General features: G+C 61.7%; 10 protein-coding genes and 1 pseudogene. 4 read left to right on the forward strand and 7 right to left on the reverse strand.

Going from position 1 to position 16,343, the window contains the following annotated elements; all coding sequences use genetic code 11:
- Nucleotides 1–3: 3 nt before the first annotated feature.
- Both AFK63_RS09100 and AFK63_RS09105 read left to right on the forward strand, forming a co-directional pair.
- Complete coding sequence (locus AFK63_RS09100) at nucleotides 4–2,991, forward strand: virulence factor SrfB (RefSeq protein ID WP_038863061.1); 2,988 nt, start codon at nucleotides 4–6, stop codon at nucleotides 2,989–2,991.
- Nucleotides 2,988–5,186 (forward strand): virulence factor SrfC family protein, encoded by a 2,199-nt coding sequence (locus AFK63_RS09105; protein WP_038863064.1) that lies wholly within the window; start codon nucleotides 2,988–2,990, stop codon nucleotides 5,184–5,186. The genes AFK63_RS09100 and AFK63_RS09105 overlap by 4 nt, the downstream gene beginning before the upstream one ends.
- 31 nt (nucleotides 5,187–5,217) lie before the next feature.
- Here AFK63_RS09105 and AFK63_RS09110 read toward each other — a convergent pair whose 3' ends face one another.
- On the reverse strand, nucleotides 5,218–6,420 hold the full coding sequence (locus tag AFK63_RS09110; protein WP_081642071.1) for a putative acyl-CoA thioester hydrolase: 1,203 nt from the start codon (nucleotides 6,418–6,420) through the stop codon (nucleotides 5,218–5,220).
- A 293-nt stretch (nucleotides 6,421–6,713) separates the two neighbouring features.
- On the opposite strand from AFK63_RS09110, the gene AFK63_RS09115 reads away from it, so the two are divergent.
- A complete protein-coding gene (locus AFK63_RS09115) occupies nucleotides 6,714–7,235 on the forward strand; it encodes an anti-virulence regulator CigR family protein (protein ID WP_038863066.1) in 522 nt (173 codons plus the stop codon).
- A gap of 45 nt (nucleotides 7,236–7,280) precedes the next feature.
- On the opposite strand, the pseudogene AFK63_RS09120 reads toward AFK63_RS09115, so the two are convergent.
- Nucleotides 7,281–8,345, reverse strand: a pseudogene (locus tag AFK63_RS09120) (sugar phosphate isomerase/epimerase family protein).
- A gap of 229 nt (nucleotides 8,346–8,574) precedes the next feature.
- Here AFK63_RS09120 and AFK63_RS09125 point away from each other — a divergent pair.
- The gene (locus AFK63_RS09125; RefSeq protein WP_038863068.1) at nucleotides 8,575–10,113 is read left to right on the forward strand and encodes a methyl-accepting chemotaxis protein; all 1,539 of its coding nucleotides are present in this window, start codon (nucleotides 8,575–8,577) and stop codon (nucleotides 10,111–10,113) included.
- 63 nt (nucleotides 10,114–10,176) lie between these two features.
- On the opposite strand, the gene AFK63_RS09130 is transcribed toward AFK63_RS09125, so the two are convergent.
- From AFK63_RS09130 to AFK63_RS09150, 5 genes are all read right to left on the reverse strand, one after another.
- Nucleotides 10,177–11,532, reverse strand: coding sequence for an esterase-like activity of phytase family protein (locus tag AFK63_RS09130; protein ID WP_038863070.1), 1,356 nt, complete (start codon nucleotides 11,530–11,532; stop codon nucleotides 10,177–10,179).
- A 100-nt stretch (nucleotides 11,533–11,632) separates the two neighbouring features.
- Entirely contained in the window at nucleotides 11,633–12,481 is an 849-nt protein-coding gene (locus tag AFK63_RS09135) for a 4Fe-4S binding protein (protein ID WP_038863071.1), read from the reverse strand.
- Nucleotides 12,481–13,317 (reverse strand): dimethyl sulfoxide reductase anchor subunit family protein, encoded by an 837-nt coding sequence (locus AFK63_RS09140; protein ID WP_038863072.1) that lies wholly within the window; start codon nucleotides 13,315–13,317, stop codon nucleotides 12,481–12,483. Before AFK63_RS09140 ends, AFK63_RS09135 begins: the two co-directional genes overlap by 1 nt.
- Nucleotides 13,310–13,939, reverse strand: coding sequence for a DMSO/selenate family reductase complex B subunit (locus AFK63_RS09145; RefSeq protein ID WP_038863074.1), 630 nt, complete (start codon nucleotides 13,937–13,939; stop codon nucleotides 13,310–13,312). Before AFK63_RS09145 ends, AFK63_RS09140 begins: the two co-directional genes overlap by 8 nt.
- Complete coding sequence (locus tag AFK63_RS09150; protein WP_038863246.1) at nucleotides 13,926–16,307, reverse strand: DMSO/selenate family reductase complex A subunit; 2,382 nt, start codon at nucleotides 16,305–16,307, stop codon at nucleotides 13,926–13,928. The genes AFK63_RS09145 and AFK63_RS09150 overlap by 14 nt, the downstream gene beginning before the upstream one ends.
- Nucleotides 16,308–16,343: the final 36 nt, after the last annotated feature.

The following is a 16,343-nucleotide window of genomic DNA, read 5'->3' on the forward strand; positions in this document are numbered from 1 at the left end:
TTTATGCTGGCAAACCTGTGTGATTACAAACAGAGCGTCACCCTGATTGAAAACAGCGGGGTGCAATTTCTTGATTTCGGCCTGACGCCGGTGGAGGCGCCCCACGACGGGCGTTTTGTCCGTAAAACCGCCAACGGGCCGCTGCTGCGCCTCGATTACGATATCGCTTCCGGCAAGTTCACTCTGCCTGCCCGCCACGGCGGGCAGCCGGAAGTGGTGAAACCGGAAAGCAGCGTCGCACTGAGCCAGTCGCTCGCGATGATGGATGGCGTCTGGCTGCCGCTGCCGGTGCTGCGCTTCAACCCGCCGCGCACGTTCGTGCAGGGGCCGGATAACTGGGCCCGCGTGCAGATCCGCAAGCTCAGCGAGCCGGACAGCGCGGGCAATACTCACCGCGTCACCCTCGCCTTCGACACCCAGATCCAGCAGGACGAAGGCGCGGCCTCCCAGCTTGCGCCGGTAGAAAACGATGTCCGCAACGGCACGCGTTTCGCGCTCGCCTGGCGCGATGACGAAGTGGCGGATTTCCTCGACCAGACCTGGGTCGACGGCTGGCTGCGTGAGGCGTTTACGCAGTTTGCAGGCGCTCAGGAAGCGCGCAGCGAACAGGAGATCCAGCGCGCGCTGAAGGTGTTTGAGTATCAGGCTCACTGGCTGAACGTGATGTCGCTGCTCGGCAATCAGTTGAACGTGCCGGAGATGAAAATCGTTACCGGCACCCTGAGTTCGCCTGCGGTCGCGGTGGATCTCATCCTGGACGTCGGCAACACTCACACCTGCGGCGTGATAATTGAAGATCACGGCGAGGCCAACGACGGCCTGCGCCAGACCATGGAGCTGCAGGTGCGCTCGCTGAGCGAGCCGCAGTTTATGAACGCCCTGATGTTCACCAGCCGCCTCGCGTTCGCCGAAGCGCGCTTTGGTAAGCAGCATTTTTCGGTAGAGAGCGGTCGTGACGAAGCGTTTGTCTGGCCTTCCATCGTGCGCGTCGGCGACGAAGCCCGCAAACTGGCGATGCAGCGTCTTGGCACCGAAGGCAACAGCGGCATCTCCAGCCCGCGCCGTTACCTGTGGGATGAAACCCCGGCGGCGCAGGAGTGGCGTTTTAACCTGATGACACCGAAAACCCAGCGTGAGCCGCTCGCGACCGCAGGCCCGCTGATGAACCTGATGAACGACGATGGCGAACCGCTCTGGCAGTTGCCGCCGGAGGAACGTTTGCCGGTATTTTCCCCGCAGTACAGCCGCAGCTCGCTGATGACCCATATGCTGTGCGAGCTGCTCGCCCAGGCGGTATGTCAGATTAACAGCGTCGCCAGCCGTCTGCGCATGGGCAATGCCAGCTCGCCGCGCCAGTTGCGCCAGCTGATCCTGACGCTCCCCTCGGCGATGCCGAAACAGGAGCGCGAGATTTTTCGCCGCCGTATGCAGGAGGCCATCGCGCTGGTCTGGAAAGCGCTGGGCTGGCACCCGCATGATGACGACTTTAGCGTCGAAAAAGGCCAGCGCCAGAGCCGCGTACCGGTGCCGGAAATCCAGATGGAGTGGGACGAAGCCAGCTGTGGCCAGCTGGTGTGGCTCTATAACGAAGCGATGGTGCACTTCGCAGGCCAGACCGAGCGCTTTTTCGCAAGCCTTGCCCGTCCGGATCGCGAAACGCCGCCTGGCGCCACACCGGGCCGTCAGCTGCGCGTCGCCTCGATAGATATCGGCGGCGGCACCACCGATATGGCGATTGCCGAGTTTCAGCTGGATGACGGCGTCGGCAGTAACGTAAAAATCAGCCCGACGCTGCTGTTCCGCGAAGGGTTTAAAGTGGCGGGCGATGACATTCTGCTGGACGTTATCCAGCGCTGCGTACTGCCTGCGTTGCAGGAACACCTGCAAAAAGCGGGCGTCGCCGACGCCGCGACGCTGATGTCCACGCTGTTCGGTGATTCCGGACGCATGGACACGCAAGCGATTTTGCGCCAGCAGACCGCGCTGCAACTGTTTATGCCGCTGGGGCACGCGGTGCTTTCGGCATGGGAAAACAGCGATCCGGCCGATCCGCAAAGCGGCCTCTACACCACGTTTGGCGAGATGCTGAAACAACCGCCGACCCGCAATGTGCATAATTATCTTCATCAGGCTATCGAACACGCGCTGCCGGCAGGCAGCCCGGCGTTTAACGTGCTGGACGTTCCGCTGCAGGTGAGCTTCAGCGAGCTGGAAGAGGCGCTGCATGCCGGTAAATTCAGCATCTGCGCGCCCATCCAGGCGCTGTGCGAAGCCATCTCTTACTACTGCTGCGACGTGCTGCTGATAACGGGCCGTCCGGGCTGTCTGCCGGGCTTGCAGTCGCTTATCCGCCTGCTCCAGCCGGTGCCGGTCAGCCGTATGGTCTGGCTTGATAACTATGAAGTGCATGAATGGTATCCCTTCAGTCAGCACCGCCGTGTCGGAAACCCGAAATCCACCGCCGCCGTCGGCGCGATGCTCTGCAGCCTGGCGCTCGACCTGCGCCTGCCGCGCTTTAACTTTAAAGCGGCGGATATCGGCGCTTATTCCACCGTGCGCTACCTCGGCGTGCTGGATAATGTGGTGAACACGCTGCGCGACGAAAACGTCTGGTATCGCGATATTGACCTCGACGCCCCGGGCGCGAAGCTCGACGCACGCTTGCATTTCCCGCTGCGCGGCAATGTCACGCTCGGCTTTCGTCAGCTGGATAACGCCCGCTGGCCCGCCACGCCGCTCTATACGCTCTCGGTCAACTCGCCGGAGCTTGCTAAAGCCATCGCCGGCGACGGCGTGCTCAACGTGCGTCTGCAGCTGACCGGCGGCGGCAAGCATCAGGCACCGGAAGGCTTTACCCTTAGCGAAGCCTGGCTTTCCGACGGCACCCGCGTGCCGCCTGAGCAGGTCACGTTTAAACTTAATACTCTGGCTGACCGCCGCAGTTCCGGCAGCCATTACTGGATCGACAGCGGGAGCGTTTATCTGAAATGACTGTTTCTACCCTCATTAACCAGACAATCACGACGCCTGCCGCCCTGACCCAATGGGTCGAGAAGACCCGTGAACATGCGCCGCTGCTGGATGAAGAAGCAGGCCCCCTTCTGGCGCGTCTGAGCGCGCTTCATGCTCAGGCGCAGACGCTGAACGCGCTGGCGGGCGAACCGCGCACGCTCGGCATTTACGGCCACTCGCAGGCGGGCAAAGCGCACCTGCTGGCGACGCTCGCCAATGGCTCGCAGGGTCAGGTGGCCGTAGCACCTGGCGATAAACATCTCGACTGGCTGACCCATATCAACCCTGGCCACAGCGCGACGGCGATGGCCGTTCGCTTCACCCGCACGCCGCAGACGCTGCCGGAAGAGTTTCCGCTGCGCCTGCGTCTGTTCAGCGAGGCGGAACTGGTACAAATTTTCCTCGCGCACTATCAGACCAGCGGCCAAGCGCGCGCCGTGAGCGAAGAGGAGCTGCGCCAGCGTTTAGCGCAGTTGCAGACGCTCGGCCAGCCCCAGCCGCACCCGGCCATCAGCGCGCCGGATGTCATGACGCTCGCCGCCCGCTGGCGTGAACTGACGCCCGCGCGCCAGCGCACGCTTGGCGATGACGCGTGGCACCAGATGGCGCAACTGCTACCCGCCCTGAACCTCACCGAGCGCGTGCGCCTGTACGCGCTGCTGTGGGGAGATATTGCCGAGCTGACGCAGCAGTTCGTCATGCTCGCCGAAGGGCTGCTTCTGCTCGGGCACGCCCGCGAAGTGGCCGCCCCGCTGAGCCTGCTGGTGGACAATTTTTCCCTGCCGGTGGAAGGCTTTCTTCTCCCGGCAGGCTCCGGCGAGGAGGCGCTGCCCGATGAAGTGCTGGTCCGCGCGCTCGAACAGCAGCAGTTGCAGGGGATGGTCAGCGTGCCGCTGACAACGCTGACGCTGCTGTGCGCCGAACTGACCTTGCCGCTCGCCACGCCGTCGGTGCCGGAAGGCGTCGACCTGCTGGATATCCCCGGCGCGACCTATAGTCAGCAGGAGAGCCTGAACGCCAGCAAAATCGCGTTTCTGCTCGACTACTACCGCCAGCATCAACAGCCGGACGTGCTGATGGTCTGTAATGCCGTCCAGAGCCGCGCGGATATCGCGCCGGTCGCGCGCACGCTGCTGCGCTGGGTGAACGCCACGCAGCCAGCCTCTCCGGACGCGCTGCCGGGCCTGGTGTGGGCGATTACGCCGCACGACGCCCGTTTTCTCGACGGCCAGCACCTTGATGAAGGCGTGCAGCGTCTGCTCGGCAAGCCGGGCCACACCTGGGGCACGCTGCAGGCGCTCGATGGCCGCAACCTGCAACGCCTGACCGAATGGTTATCGCAGGCGCTGAGCGAAAACAGCCGCGCGCGCCGTCTGACGCTGCTTAACGCGAGCGCGCAGGCGCAACCCGTCCTGCTTTTCAGCCGTTATCTGGCGCCGCTTACCGCCGATGAAGCCACACTGCGTGCCACCGCCGAAAACGGCGTGCGTACGTTGCAGCGTCAGGCCGCGCGTCACGGCGATCTGCTTCAGGCGCTGTTACCGGACCCGGCCGCGCTGCAGGCGCTGTGTGAAACCGAAGAACGCCGCGAAGAGACGCCCCAGGGGCTGTTCAGCGCTGAGATCGACCTCTTTGGCGAATCGGTCTCCACGCGCCCTGTGGATAACGCCTCCGGCGCGTCGCTGGCCCGCCGCGCGCATCGTTTGTGGGTGAACCATGTGCGCCAGTGGATGCAGAATGACGACCACGCCGCGCAGCTCGGTATCGACACCGCCACGCTGCACTGGCTCGGCGATACGCTGATCATCGCAAGCTACCGCCTTAACCTGGCTGGACGCCTGGAAGCGCTGGCTGCGCACGAAGGCCTCTCCGGCGCGCAACTGCGCGCTGAGCTGGGTAATTTCGTGAGCTGGCTCGGCTTCGAACGCGTGCCGCAGGCCGAACGCCCGGCAAGCCGCGTTAACCCGAACGAACGTCTGTTCGCCTCGGCCGCAGCGCATGACCAGCGTCTGACGCGTCTTGGCGAGAAACCGGTGCATGCGGCCACGCGTTATGTCTACGACTGGCTGGTGGCGCTCTATACGCGCGCCATTGAGAACATCGGCTACGAGCATCCGCTCGATATCAAACCCGCCGACCGTAAAGCGCTGGCGAAAATCATCGGCCTTCGCTGATAACCCTGCCGGCGCACCCGCGCCGGCGTTTTTATCGCGGTTCTTCCCTGCTCTCCTGCCGGTTCTGGTATTCCACCAGGCGATTACCGCGTGGGTCGTTACGCGCCCCGCTTCGGCTGGGCGCAAAGGGCCGCCCGGTTGTCGCCGCCGCACCCCATGGCGCGGCCGAATCAAAACCTGCATCTGTAACGGAATCCCGTATCAGCGCCTGACCATTGGCGGTGCGTCCTGGCTGATACCCGGTCTCGCGCGCGCCGTGATCCCATGCCCGGCCAAGCTTCGCGTATAGCGTCTTGCCAAACCCCCTGTCGCTTGTAAACCAGCACTGCTGCGCCAGAAACCCATACGGCACGTTATATGGCGTAGAGGGAGCCAGTACGAAAGCTTCGCCCGCGCCGCGTGATGAGACGGTGTGGAAGTGAACGCGCTCGAAAACCGCGCTCGCCGAACCAAAGACGTAATCGACATCGCCTTCAAGATAACAGTCCGTCACGTGGACGCGACTGATGTGCGACGCCTCGCCCTGCGGCGCGCTGCGGCTGCTAAGCCAGAGCGTATCCTGACGGCTGATAAGGCGCAGACGTGCAAGCTGCACCCTGTCGCCGTCAGTACGTAGCGCAACAGCCTGATGCGCCGCGCCGTCCACGCTGTCGAGCAGCGTATTAACGATGCTCAGGTTCGCCAGTTGAACATCGTCACACAGCGCCCGCACGACGGCAGACGCGCCGGTGCCGATTTCCGCCGCGCCTGATTCGGCAATATGCTGATACACCTCCCACGCCGGGTCGCCGGGTTGAAACTCGCCCTGCGCATTCACCGCCGCCTGATAGTGCTGCGGCGTAAAACGCGCATCCAGCGTGAGTTCAAGGCGCACCTGTTCCGGCGTCTCGCCGGTGCCGTAAATCGTGACGGGAGGAAAATCCGCTGGCAGATACGCCACGCCGCGATAGACGCCCGGCGCGATGGCTATCCACACCCGCGCGTTGCGCGGCCCTGACGCGACGGCGGCGTTCACGGCCTGCTGCACCGTGCGGTACGGCCCTTTTCGCGCATCGACCTGCAACACGCGCCCTTCAGGCGGCGGGGTGATGCGCGCCGGGTGCCACGGCCCGTCAGGCGTATGCAGCCAGCCGCCCCGTGCGAAGTAATGTTCCCGCGTGTAAGCGGCGGCCTCATCGCGGCTTAACATCGGGCGGGTCGACAGCGGTGCGGTTTTCAGCATGGCCTCCGACATTCTGTTCTCCTTGTTTAATTCAGTTGCATGGCTTCAGTGGGTTCACTTGAGCGGCTTTGCTTAAACCGCCCGCTTCCCTGCGCCACCCGTGTGCGCCCGGTTGACCGTAAGATGAACAACACAGGAAAACTGGTTGTTTATACAGTCACAATGCCGATTTTCGAGGGTGCCAGCAAACCGGCGTTGCGATTTTGCGAGATGCCTTCAGAAGTATGAAATCCAGGAAAAAGCGCAATCGTTTTTTGTTGCCGCTATGCTGAAATAGCGCTGCTCCACCTGACTGAGGAAACGTTATGAAAACGAAACGCCTGGGCGCAATGGCGCTCCTGCTTGCGGCTTTTACCCTGTGCGCCACGCCTGCGCTCGCCAACCCCGGCAACGGCAACGGCAACAGCAACGGCAACGGCAACGGCAACGGCAACGGCAACGGCAACAGCGGAAATCATGGCAATGGCCACGGCAATAACGGCAAAAGTGCCGACAACAAAGAGAAGAAAAACGCCAACGCGTCGGGACGTAAAAACTATGGCAAACCCGATAATGTCGACGCCGATATCAGCTTCAGCCGCGCGCGCAGCCTGGCGGTGAATTATGGCCTGACGGGTTATGACTCGCTGCCGCCTGGCATCGCCAAAAACCTGGCGCGCGGCAAACCGCTGCCGCCGGGCATCGCCAAAAAATCCGTACCGGCCAGTATGCTCAATGAACTGCCGTACTATCCGGGCTACGAATGGAAAATGGTCGGCGATAACCTGGTGCTGATTGCGCTCAGTACCGCGCTGGTGACCGCCGTCATCAATAACGTGTTTGACTGATAAACGCGCTCACAAACATCAGAGCCGGGCAGCCGCCCGGCTCTTTTACGGTGCCGGATCAAGCCCCAGCATCCCGCGTACCGCCTCCCGCTCGTGCTGCCCGCCCGCATAGTTTTCAAAGTTTTGCTCCGAGACTTTGATGATATGTTCGGCGATAAACTTAGCCCCTTCCCGCGCGCCGGTTTCCCCTTCTTTCAGGCAGCATTCCCACTCAAGCGTCGCCCAGCCGGGGTAGTCGTACTGCGCGAGCTTGCTGAAAATGGCCGTAAAGTCGATTTGCCCGTCGCCGGGCGAGCGAAAGCGGCCGGGGCGGTCAATCCACGGCTGATAGCCGCCATAGACGCCGCTGTTTGCCGAGCGGTTGAACTCGGCGTCTTTAACATGAAACGCGCGGATGCGCGGGTGCCAGCGATCGATAAAGCCAAGATAATCCATGTGCTGAAGCAGCATGTGGCTCGGATCGTAAAGTATGTGGCAGCGCGGATGGTCGCCGGTAAGCGCGAGAAAACGCCCGAAGGTCGCGCCATCATGCAGATCTTCGCCGGGGTGAAGCTCAAAACAGAGATCCACGCCCGCCTCGTCAAAGCTTTGCAGAATCGGCAGCCAGCGGCGCGCCAGTTCGTTAAAGGCCTCTTCCACCAGCACAGGATTGTGCGGCGGCCACGGGTAGAAAAAAGGCTAGGCGAGCGAGCCGGAAAACGTGGCGTGCGCTGTGAGACTGAGATTTTGCGAGGCCCGCGCCGCCAGCTTGAGCGTGCTGACCGCCCACTGCTGGCGTGCCTTCGGATCGTGACGCACCGTCTCGGGCGCAAAACCGGCAAAAGCCTTGTCATACGCCGGATGTACGGCTACGAGCTGGCCCTGAAAGTGCGTTGACAGCTCGCTGATTTGCAGCCCGACGTTACCGAGCGTTTCGCGCACCTCTGCGCAGTAGTCGAGGCTTTCAGCGGCTTTAGCGAGGTCGAAAATGTGCGGCAGATGGGTCGGCAACTGCACCGCTTTATAGCCAAGCCCCGCCGCCCAGGCCGCCATTGTATCGAGCTGATTAAACGGCGGTCGGTCGCTGATAAATTGCGAGAGGAAAAGAGAAGGTCCTTGTAGCGTTTTCAATATCGCTCCTTATGCGCCTGCGCGCCTGTTCGCTAAACCAGCGTTAAGCATAGCCTGGCGGCTTATACGCCTGTCTTATGACGCGGACAATATTCATAACCCCTTGTTTTAGTGAGTGAAAGGCATTTAACCTAAATTTATTTCGCGCCAGACCGATAACCGTCTGGTGGCAATCTTCATTTTCAAAGATGCCGGGTCGTTGTGTCGCAACTTCACGCAAGGGAACAACATGTCAGTAAGGCGTTTTTCATTTCTCGTATTCAGTCTGTTACTTTTTATCTTTCTCGTCAGTACCGTCTCTAACCTCTGGTCGCTTACCCGCAGCAACCAGTCGCTGGATAACGTGAATAAAGAAATTCGCGTGGTGCTGTCGGTGATTGATCCGATTAACCACAGCCGTACGCTGCGCGTGCGTCTGATGGAGGCGATGATTAACGCCTCTATCGGCGATACCCAGAAAACACAGGCGTCGCTTCAGAGCGCGAACGAGGTGATGCAAAAAGCCGCCGCCGCGTTTAATAATTACAAAGCGGCCCCGGCGGTCGAAGGTGAAGAAGCGCTGGCCGCGCCGTACCGTCAGGCCTGGCAGGCCTATGTCGATGAGGGCCTGCGTCCGTTGATGGATGCGGCGAGCCGCAACGATACCGCGCGTTTTAATCAGCTGGTCAGCACCACTATCCCGCAGCTGGATCGCCAGTTTGAAATCACGCTCGATCAACTGCTGGCGTTCCGCGAGAAATATGCCCAGCGCCTTAACCAGGACGCGCAGGACCGCTTCGTGAACAGCATCGTGACCATCGCGGTGTTCGCCCTGCTCTTTACGCTGCTGATTGGCGCAATGTTTATTCTGCTCAAACGGCGCGTGCTGGCACCGCTGGATGCCGCTCGTCTTCACTGCCAGCAGATGGCTGAAGGCGAACTGCACACGCCGGTGCTTTCCGGCTCGAAGGATGAAATTGGCGATATGCTCGGCTCGCTGGAGCAGATGCGTCTGTCGCTGGTGAATATCATCGCCCAGGTGCGCGACTCCAGCCAGAGCGTGGCGCACGCCGCCGAAGAGATTGCCGCCGGTAACGTCGATCTCTCGGCACGTACCGAAGAACAGGCTGCCTCGCTTGGCGAAACCGCCGCCAGCATGGAGCAACTGACCTCGACCGTGAAGCACACCTCCGAAAATACCGCCGAGGCTAATAAGCTGGCGGGTAATATGCGTAGCGCCGCGCAGGAAGGCAACGCTATCGTTGAGGAAGTGGTGGTATCAATGCAGGAGATAGAGTCCAGCTCCAGCAAAATCGATAATATTATCGGCATTATTGAAGATATTGCCTTCCAGACTAATATCCTGGCGCTGAACGCGGCGGTGGAAGCCGCGCGCGCCGGTGAGCAGGGTCGTGGTTTTGCCGTGGTGGCAAGCGAAGTGCGTAACCTCGCGCAGCGTTCTTCTGTCGCCGCGAAGGAGATCAAAGAGCTTATCGAGCAGTCCGGCGAGCAGGTGGTGCTGGGCAGCGATCGCGTCGCGCGCGCAGGCGAGAGCATGAAGCGCATTATCGGCTCGATTAAGCAGGTTTCTGAGCTGATGTCGGAAATTGCGCTTTCCACTGGCGAGCAGAGCCGTGGGATTGAGCAGATTAACCAGGCCGTGGCGCAGATGGATTCCGTCACCCAGCAGAACGCCGCGCTGGTGGAAGAAGCCTCCGCTGCCGCTCACTCTCTGAAAGAGCAGTCGCAGCTGCTGAATCAGGCCGTGGCGGTGTTCAGGCTGAACTAAGTCGAGAAAAGCCTGACGGGAAAGCGTAAAGGCAGGCCAGTGGCCTGCCTTTTTTTATTACGCTTACAAAGGCTTGTCGAGTTTGATAACCCACAGCTCATTTTGCGAGGCGGGTTTTTCCAGCGGCTTCACGCCGATTTTGCTCGCGACCGGCTGGCCATCGAGCGTCAGATGGCCCTGGCCGTCCACGTTATAATCGTCCATCTCTTTTTTATCGCCCTGCGGCTCCAGCAGTTCCGATTGCAGCCCGAAGTCGTTGTCATTAATGACAGCAATGGTTTGCGAATCGATAAGCGCCAGCCCTTCGGCTTTCTCCTGCTGCCAGCCCGCCTCGCGCAAGTCCACCGCCAGGGTTTTACTGGCAAGTTTCACGCCGCGCGCGTTGAGTTTATCGGCATCGTCGAATTCCGGCGGCTGGGTGTTATCCAGGGCGCTCAGATCGGTAGCGTTGCTCAAATCCACCACATAAACGCGGTTGCGCATGGTTTTGTTTTTATCGCCGCCCTGTTCAATGAGCAGAATGCGGTGGTCATCCAGGGCCACGATATCGCCGATTTTGGCATCTTTGGCTTTTTTATAGACGTCGATGTCAATCGGATAGCCATACATCGCGGTTTTGCCGGTCGCCGGGTCGAAACTCACCAGACGCGTGAATCGCGCAGTGTTTTTGGTTTTGCCGTCGATATCCAGCGTGCTCTGCACCGCCGCGATAATGCGACCGTCCGGCATACGGGTCAGCCCTTCGAAACCGCGATTAGGCTGACGCCATTTCAGGATATTCGGCAGACCGCCCGCCACGCCCTCTTCACCCTTGCCCGCCTGCGGGCCATGTTTGGCGATAATCGCGCCGCTGGCGTCGACGTTAATGATAAACGGGCCATATTCGTCGCAGAGCCAGTAACCGCCTTTGCCGTCCGGCGTGATGCCCTCGGTATCAAGCCCGCGCTTATCTCCAGCCAGCGTTTGCAACGCATCGTTCAGCGCCAGTTCATTGGTGGCGCCGATAAGCCCGGCGGGCAGCGGCAGGCCGCTGATATTGCCCTGCTCGTCATGCAGCGGCATCGGGTCGCTTGCCTGCGCGTTATCTTTGCTGACGCGGATGGTCATCATCAGCGGCGTATACTCGGGGCTTGCGAAAATTTTCGACTCCTGCTTGCCCATTTTCGGCGAGTCGGCGTTCGGGCCGCGATCGGTGACGGTCGCGAAAATCAGGTCATCGCCCTCTTTACGCAAAAACAGCAGGCCGGAGCCCACGCCGACCGGCAGACCGTCAGGAAACGCGCTGGCGTAGTTGCCGGAATAGACCACGTGATCTTCCTGCGGAAACGTGACCACAAAGCGTTCCACCTGCGGCGCGGCGGCCAGGGAGCTGAGCGGGAACACGGCGGTGAAAAGCAGCGCAAGGGGTTTGATTTTCATTATTTTTGAGTCCGGATTTGTCGTGGCACTGTTATAAGGCGCATGCGTGACAGAATAATGACAGCGCGGTTTTCCTGTGTGGATTCAGCAGGTCACAGCGTCAGCCGCCGCGCATGCCAAAGCGGTGATGCCGACAGAGCGGACAGCTCGTTTCGTCTTGCCGCCAGGCGCGCCAGGGCTCGCCGCAGCGCTCACAGCGCGCGTGATAAATCGCCTGACGGCTAACCGGCCCGGTGTCGCCAGCCGCAATACTTACGGCATCTGTCGGACAGACTGCCGCGCAATCGCCGCAGCCGGTGCAGCGCGCCGGGTCGAGCGTGACCGCCTCATCGCTAAAGGTGATGGCGCCCGCAACGCAGACTTTTCCACAGGCCCCGCATAACAGGCAGCGCGATGACGCCAGCGCAACGCCATACTTTGAGCATAGCGCACCTGCGGCCCACCGCGTCGCGACGTCATGCGGCACGCGTCCACCCTCGCCGCGCAGCCAACGGCGCGTCGTCTCGCCTGGCATCTGCGTGGCTGGCAAACATCTCCAGCCCGGCTCGCCGCGCTCGCGCAGCCGCAGGTTGAGTTCGGCAAGCGGTTGCAGCCAGTGCGGAAACAACGTGAGATCCACTGCGACCGCACGAATGCCGTAATGCGTATGCCACAGTAACAGCTCCCCGACGGCCACCGGCAGCGTAAACGGGCCGAGTAAAACCCCGTCGCGGTAGTGACGCCGCAACGGCGCAAGGTTTTCCAGCGCGTCCGCCGGACAGACAAACAGGCAGATGCCGCAGCCCGTGCAACGCTCGGCCAGCAGATGGATATCGCCGTCGCGCCACGCCAGCGCGCCGGTCGGACAGCGCGCGACGCAATGCTCACAGCGGCTGCGGCGCAGCCGTTTTCTGGCGCAGCGTGCGCCCACTCCGGGTGGGGCGGGCGCGAAGGTATCAATGAGCTTCATCAGACGTTGATGCAAAAAAACGCCAGGCGCAGCAGCAGCTCGCCCAACAGGAGAAGCAGGCAGTTGGTCGTCTGGCCGCTGCGCGCGCCGTGCGGGCGCGTCAGGTTGACCATCAGCAGCAGCGCGCCCCCCACCGAGCAGCACCAGCCCGCCAGCCGCAGCCCGGCGCTGGCGTCAAACGCCGCCAGCGACTGCAGCGGAAACGTCACCGGCACCACGGCATGCGCCAGGAAGTGATCGTACGCTGGCTGCACCAGCAGCCGAATCAGTACCGCCGTCAGCGCCAGCAGCGAAAGGCGTCGGCTGAGCGCCTGCGCGGTCTGCGCATTAAACAGCGGACGGAGCGCGAGGCGCAGCAACGTGATCGAAGCCCCCGTCACCACCACCGAGCCCAAAAACATCGCCCAGGTGTTGACGTGCTGCCAGGTGACCACCGACGCGTGGCAGTAAATCGACGCCATCGCGGCAATATCGGCAAGCCCCGCCAGCGTGACAAGCCACAGCAGCGGCCACGGCGCGCGGCGTTTCATCATCAGGAGCAGCACGCTGATGCCAAGCAGCGCCATAAACACGCCCGCGAGCGCTATTTCCCGGCTAAGCCAGGAGCTGGAGAGGTGGCGCAGCGCGTTAAAGGCGTTCAGCGGATAGCCAAGATGCAGCGTCGAGGCCAGCAGTCCGAGCCCGGCCGCGACCCCCACGCCAAGCAGCGCGGGCAGCGTGACAAGCGTCATGTGGCCTGCGCGCGGCATCAGCCCGGCGGTGAGACAGAGCATCAGCATCACGCCCACGGCGCCCTGCATCAGTAGCGTGAAAAGCACTAACGGAAACTCATGCATCGTGTTGTTCCTCTTGCTGCGCGCCCTGATGCGGTTTTATGACCAGATTTGGCGTTGTGAGGGATGAGGGCGGCAGCCCTTTCACCTCGCTTAAGGTGCCGTAACGCGCGCGAAGCCGGGAGATGGGCCCGAACTGAATAGCGCCGAGCGGACAGGTGGCGACGCACACCGGCACCTGGCCCTGCGCGAGCCGGTCGACGCAGAAATCGCATTTCGACATCTGCCCGGTCTGGGTATTGCGCTGCGGCGCGCCGTAAGGGCATGACCAGGCGCAATAGCCGCAGCCGACGCATTTATCGGTGTTGACCCGCACGATGCCGTCGCCGGGGCGCTTATGCATCGCGGTGGTCGGGCAGTTGCGGGTGCAGATGGGGTCCGCGCAGTGGTTGCAGGAGACAGACAAGGTATACGTGAAGACGTTATGGATAAGCCCGCCCTCGCCCGTCGGCGTGAAGCCGCCGCCGTGCACCTCGTAGACGCGGCGGTAGCGGCGTCCGACCTCCAGATTATTTTTGTCTTTGCACGCCACCTGACAGGCTTTGCAGCCTGAACAGCGCGACGAGTCGATAAAAAAGCCCAGTTGCTCCTCGCTGACCGGGGGATATTCCTTAAACTGACTCATGTTTGGTAACCTCGACCAGCAGGGTTTGATGGGCATTGCCTTTGGCAAGCGGGGTAATGCGCGCGCTGGTAAGCACGTTCGGGCAGCCGCCGTTATCGACGCCCTGCGCGTCAGGCTGCCACCAGGCGCCTGCCTGCATCGCCACCACGCCGGGAATGATGCGCGGCGTTACTTCCGCCGGGATTTGCACCACGCCGCGATCGTTATAAACCCGCACCATGTCGCCTTGCCGGATGTTGCGCGCCTGCGCGTCTTGCGGGTTGATCCAGAGCTGCTGGCGCTGCACCTCCTGAAGCCACGGGTTGGCGTACTGCGTGGAGTTGGCGCGCTTTTTCCCTTTCCAGGTGATGAGTTGCAGCGGGTATTTAGCGCGTAATGCGTCCTGCGGCCCCTCCTGCGCGGGGACATAATGGGAGAGCGCCGGGATCTCCGGATGATTCATCTCCCAGAGCCGTTTCGAGAAGATCTCAATTTTGCCGGAGGGCGTCGGGAACGGATGATTTTCCGGGTCGCGAATATTCGCCTCAAACGCCACGTAAGGCGGCGCTTTAAGGTACACGTGCGGGTTTTGACACAGCCCGGCGAAATCCGGCAGCTCGCGGTCCGCCAGCGCCTCGCGCGTTTTCTCCCAGATATGTTCTACCCACTGTTTTTCACTGCGCCCTTCGCTAAAACGCGCCTCAATGCCGAGCTTGCGCGCGACGTCACGTAGCCAGTCGTAGTCCGAGCGCCGCTCAAACTGCGGCTCCACCAGCTTTTGCGACAGCAGCAGATAGTTGCCGGTACCCCAGGTTTCGCCAATATTCCAGCGCTCCATAAAGCTGGTTTCCGGCAGCAGCAGATCGGCATAGCGGGCGCTCGGCGTCAGGAAGAGATCGCTCACCACGATAAACTCCACCTTGCTTTCATCCTCCAGCACTTTCACGGTCTGGTTGATATCGGGGTTCTGATTCGCCAGATAGTTGCCGGCAAGGTTGAAGATAAATTTAATCGTGCTGCTGAGCGCTTCGGCGCCTTTCAGGCCGCATTCCGGCGTTACCTGTTGCGCGTCGTCGCAGGCCTGTACCCAGTTCATGATGGAGATTTTCGCCGTGACCGGGTTTGGCACGTTGTACGGATCGGCGCAGAAGAGCCGGTTGCCAATGCCGCCGTAGCCCGCCGCCCAGCCGCCTTTCACGCCGACGTTGCCGGTGATGGTGGCGAGCAGCGTGGAACCGCGCGCGGTGCGCTCGCCGCAGATATGCCGCTGTGGGCCCCAGCCCTGGATCAGCGCCGCCGGTTTCGTGGTGGCGTAGTCGCGCGCCAGCTGGCGGATGGTGTGTGCGGGAACACGAGTGATGCGCTCCGCCCACTCCGGCGTTTTCGCCACGCCGTCTTTGTTACCGAAGAGATACGCCGTCAGCGATTCGCCCGCCGGTACGCCTTCCGGCATCGTGCTTTCATCAAAGCCTATGGCGTAGCGCGCAATAAAGGCGCTGTCATGCAGATTTTCACTGACGATGACATACATCATCGCGTCCATCAGCGCGTTATCGGTGGTGGGCAGCAGCGGCACCCACTGGTCGGCAAGCGACGCCACAGTGTCGGAGTAACGCGGATCGACCACAATAAACCGCGTGCCGTTGCGCTTCATCTGCTGAAAGTAGTGATTGGTATGGCCGAAGATGGTTTCGTTGGGGTTATGACCCCAGAGGATCACAAGCTTCGTCTCTGTGAGCGTATCAAGCGAACTGCCGCTGGCGGCGGTGCCGTAGGTATACGGCGTGGCCGCCGCGGTGTTGCCCATGCTGACGGAGTGGTAAGACTCCAGATAACCGCCGGTCAGGTTAAGCAGCCGGCGCGCCATTTTATCGCCGGAAAACGCGCCGCCGGACACCGCCGTGTCGGTGTGCATAAAGCGCGACGCCGGGCCATATTTTTCGGTAATACGCTGCAAATTGTCGGCAATCAGCGTCGTCGCCTCGTCCCAGCTGATACGCGCGAATTTGCCTTCGCCACGCTTGCCGACGCGCTTCATCGGGTATTTCAGCCGATCGGGGTGATAAACGAACTGTCGGTAGCCGCGCCCGCGAACGCAGGCGCGCATCAGCGGCATGTCCGGGTCAACCTCGTTATCCGGGCAGGTGGAAATACGTGTGACCACGCCGTCCTGCACGTGGGCGCGAATATCGCACTTGCCGCCGCAGTCGAAGGTGCTGCAGGTCGGTACCAGGGTTTCGGCAGGCGTCGTGTCGCGGGCTGGCATCGCATGCGCCGTGCCTGCGGCGCTAAACAGCGGCGCGGCCGCAAGCGCCGACGTGGCGAGCAGAAAGTCGCGCCGCGACAGCCCGCCCTCGCCAGGTTCATCCTTTTTGGTTACTGGTTTCATCATGCTCCCTCATCAAAAGGGCGTATTCTGCAAAGC

Origin of the sequence: Cronobacter muytjensii ATCC 51329, from assembly GCF_001277195.1 — a bacterium.
Lineage (GTDB): Bacteria > Pseudomonadota > Gammaproteobacteria > Enterobacterales > Enterobacteriaceae > Cronobacter > Cronobacter muytjensii.

What these genes read in the sequence shown, in the direction of transcription:
- AFK63_RS09110 (WP_081642071.1), bottom strand. Translation starts at nt 6,420, where the DNA reads ATGTCGGAGGCCATGCTGAAAACCGCACCGCTGTCGACCCGCCCGATG.
- AFK63_RS09135 (WP_038863071.1), bottom strand. Translation starts at nt 12,481, where the DNA reads ATGAAGCTCATTGATACCTTCGCGCCCGCCCCACCCGGAGTGGGCGCA.
- AFK63_RS09150 (WP_038863246.1), bottom strand. Translation starts at nt 16,307, where the DNA reads ATGAAACCAGTAACCAAAAAGGATGAACCTGGCGAGGGCGGGCTGTCG.
- AFK63_RS09125 (WP_038863068.1), top strand. Translation starts at nt 8,575, where the DNA reads ATGTCAGTAAGGCGTTTTTCATTTCTCGTATTCAGTCTGTTACTTTTT.
- AFK63_RS09105 (WP_038863064.1), top strand. Translation starts at nt 2,988, where the DNA reads ATGACTGTTTCTACCCTCATTAACCAGACAATCACGACGCCTGCCGCC.
- AFK63_RS09115 (WP_038863066.1), top strand. Translation starts at nt 6,714, where the DNA reads ATGAAAACGAAACGCCTGGGCGCAATGGCGCTCCTGCTTGCGGCTTTT.
- AFK63_RS09140 (WP_038863072.1), bottom strand. Translation starts at nt 13,317, where the DNA reads ATGCATGAGTTTCCGTTAGTGCTTTTCACGCTACTGATGCAGGGCGCC.
- AFK63_RS09100 (WP_038863061.1), top strand. Translation starts at nt 4, where the DNA reads ATGCTGGCAAACCTGTGTGATTACAAACAGAGCGTCACCCTGATTGAA.
- AFK63_RS09130 (WP_038863070.1), bottom strand. Translation starts at nt 11,532, where the DNA reads ATGAAAATCAAACCCCTTGCGCTGCTTTTCACCGCCGTGTTCCCGCTC.
- AFK63_RS09145 (WP_038863074.1), bottom strand. Translation starts at nt 13,939, where the DNA reads ATGAGTCAGTTTAAGGAATATCCCCCGGTCAGCGAGGAGCAACTGGGC.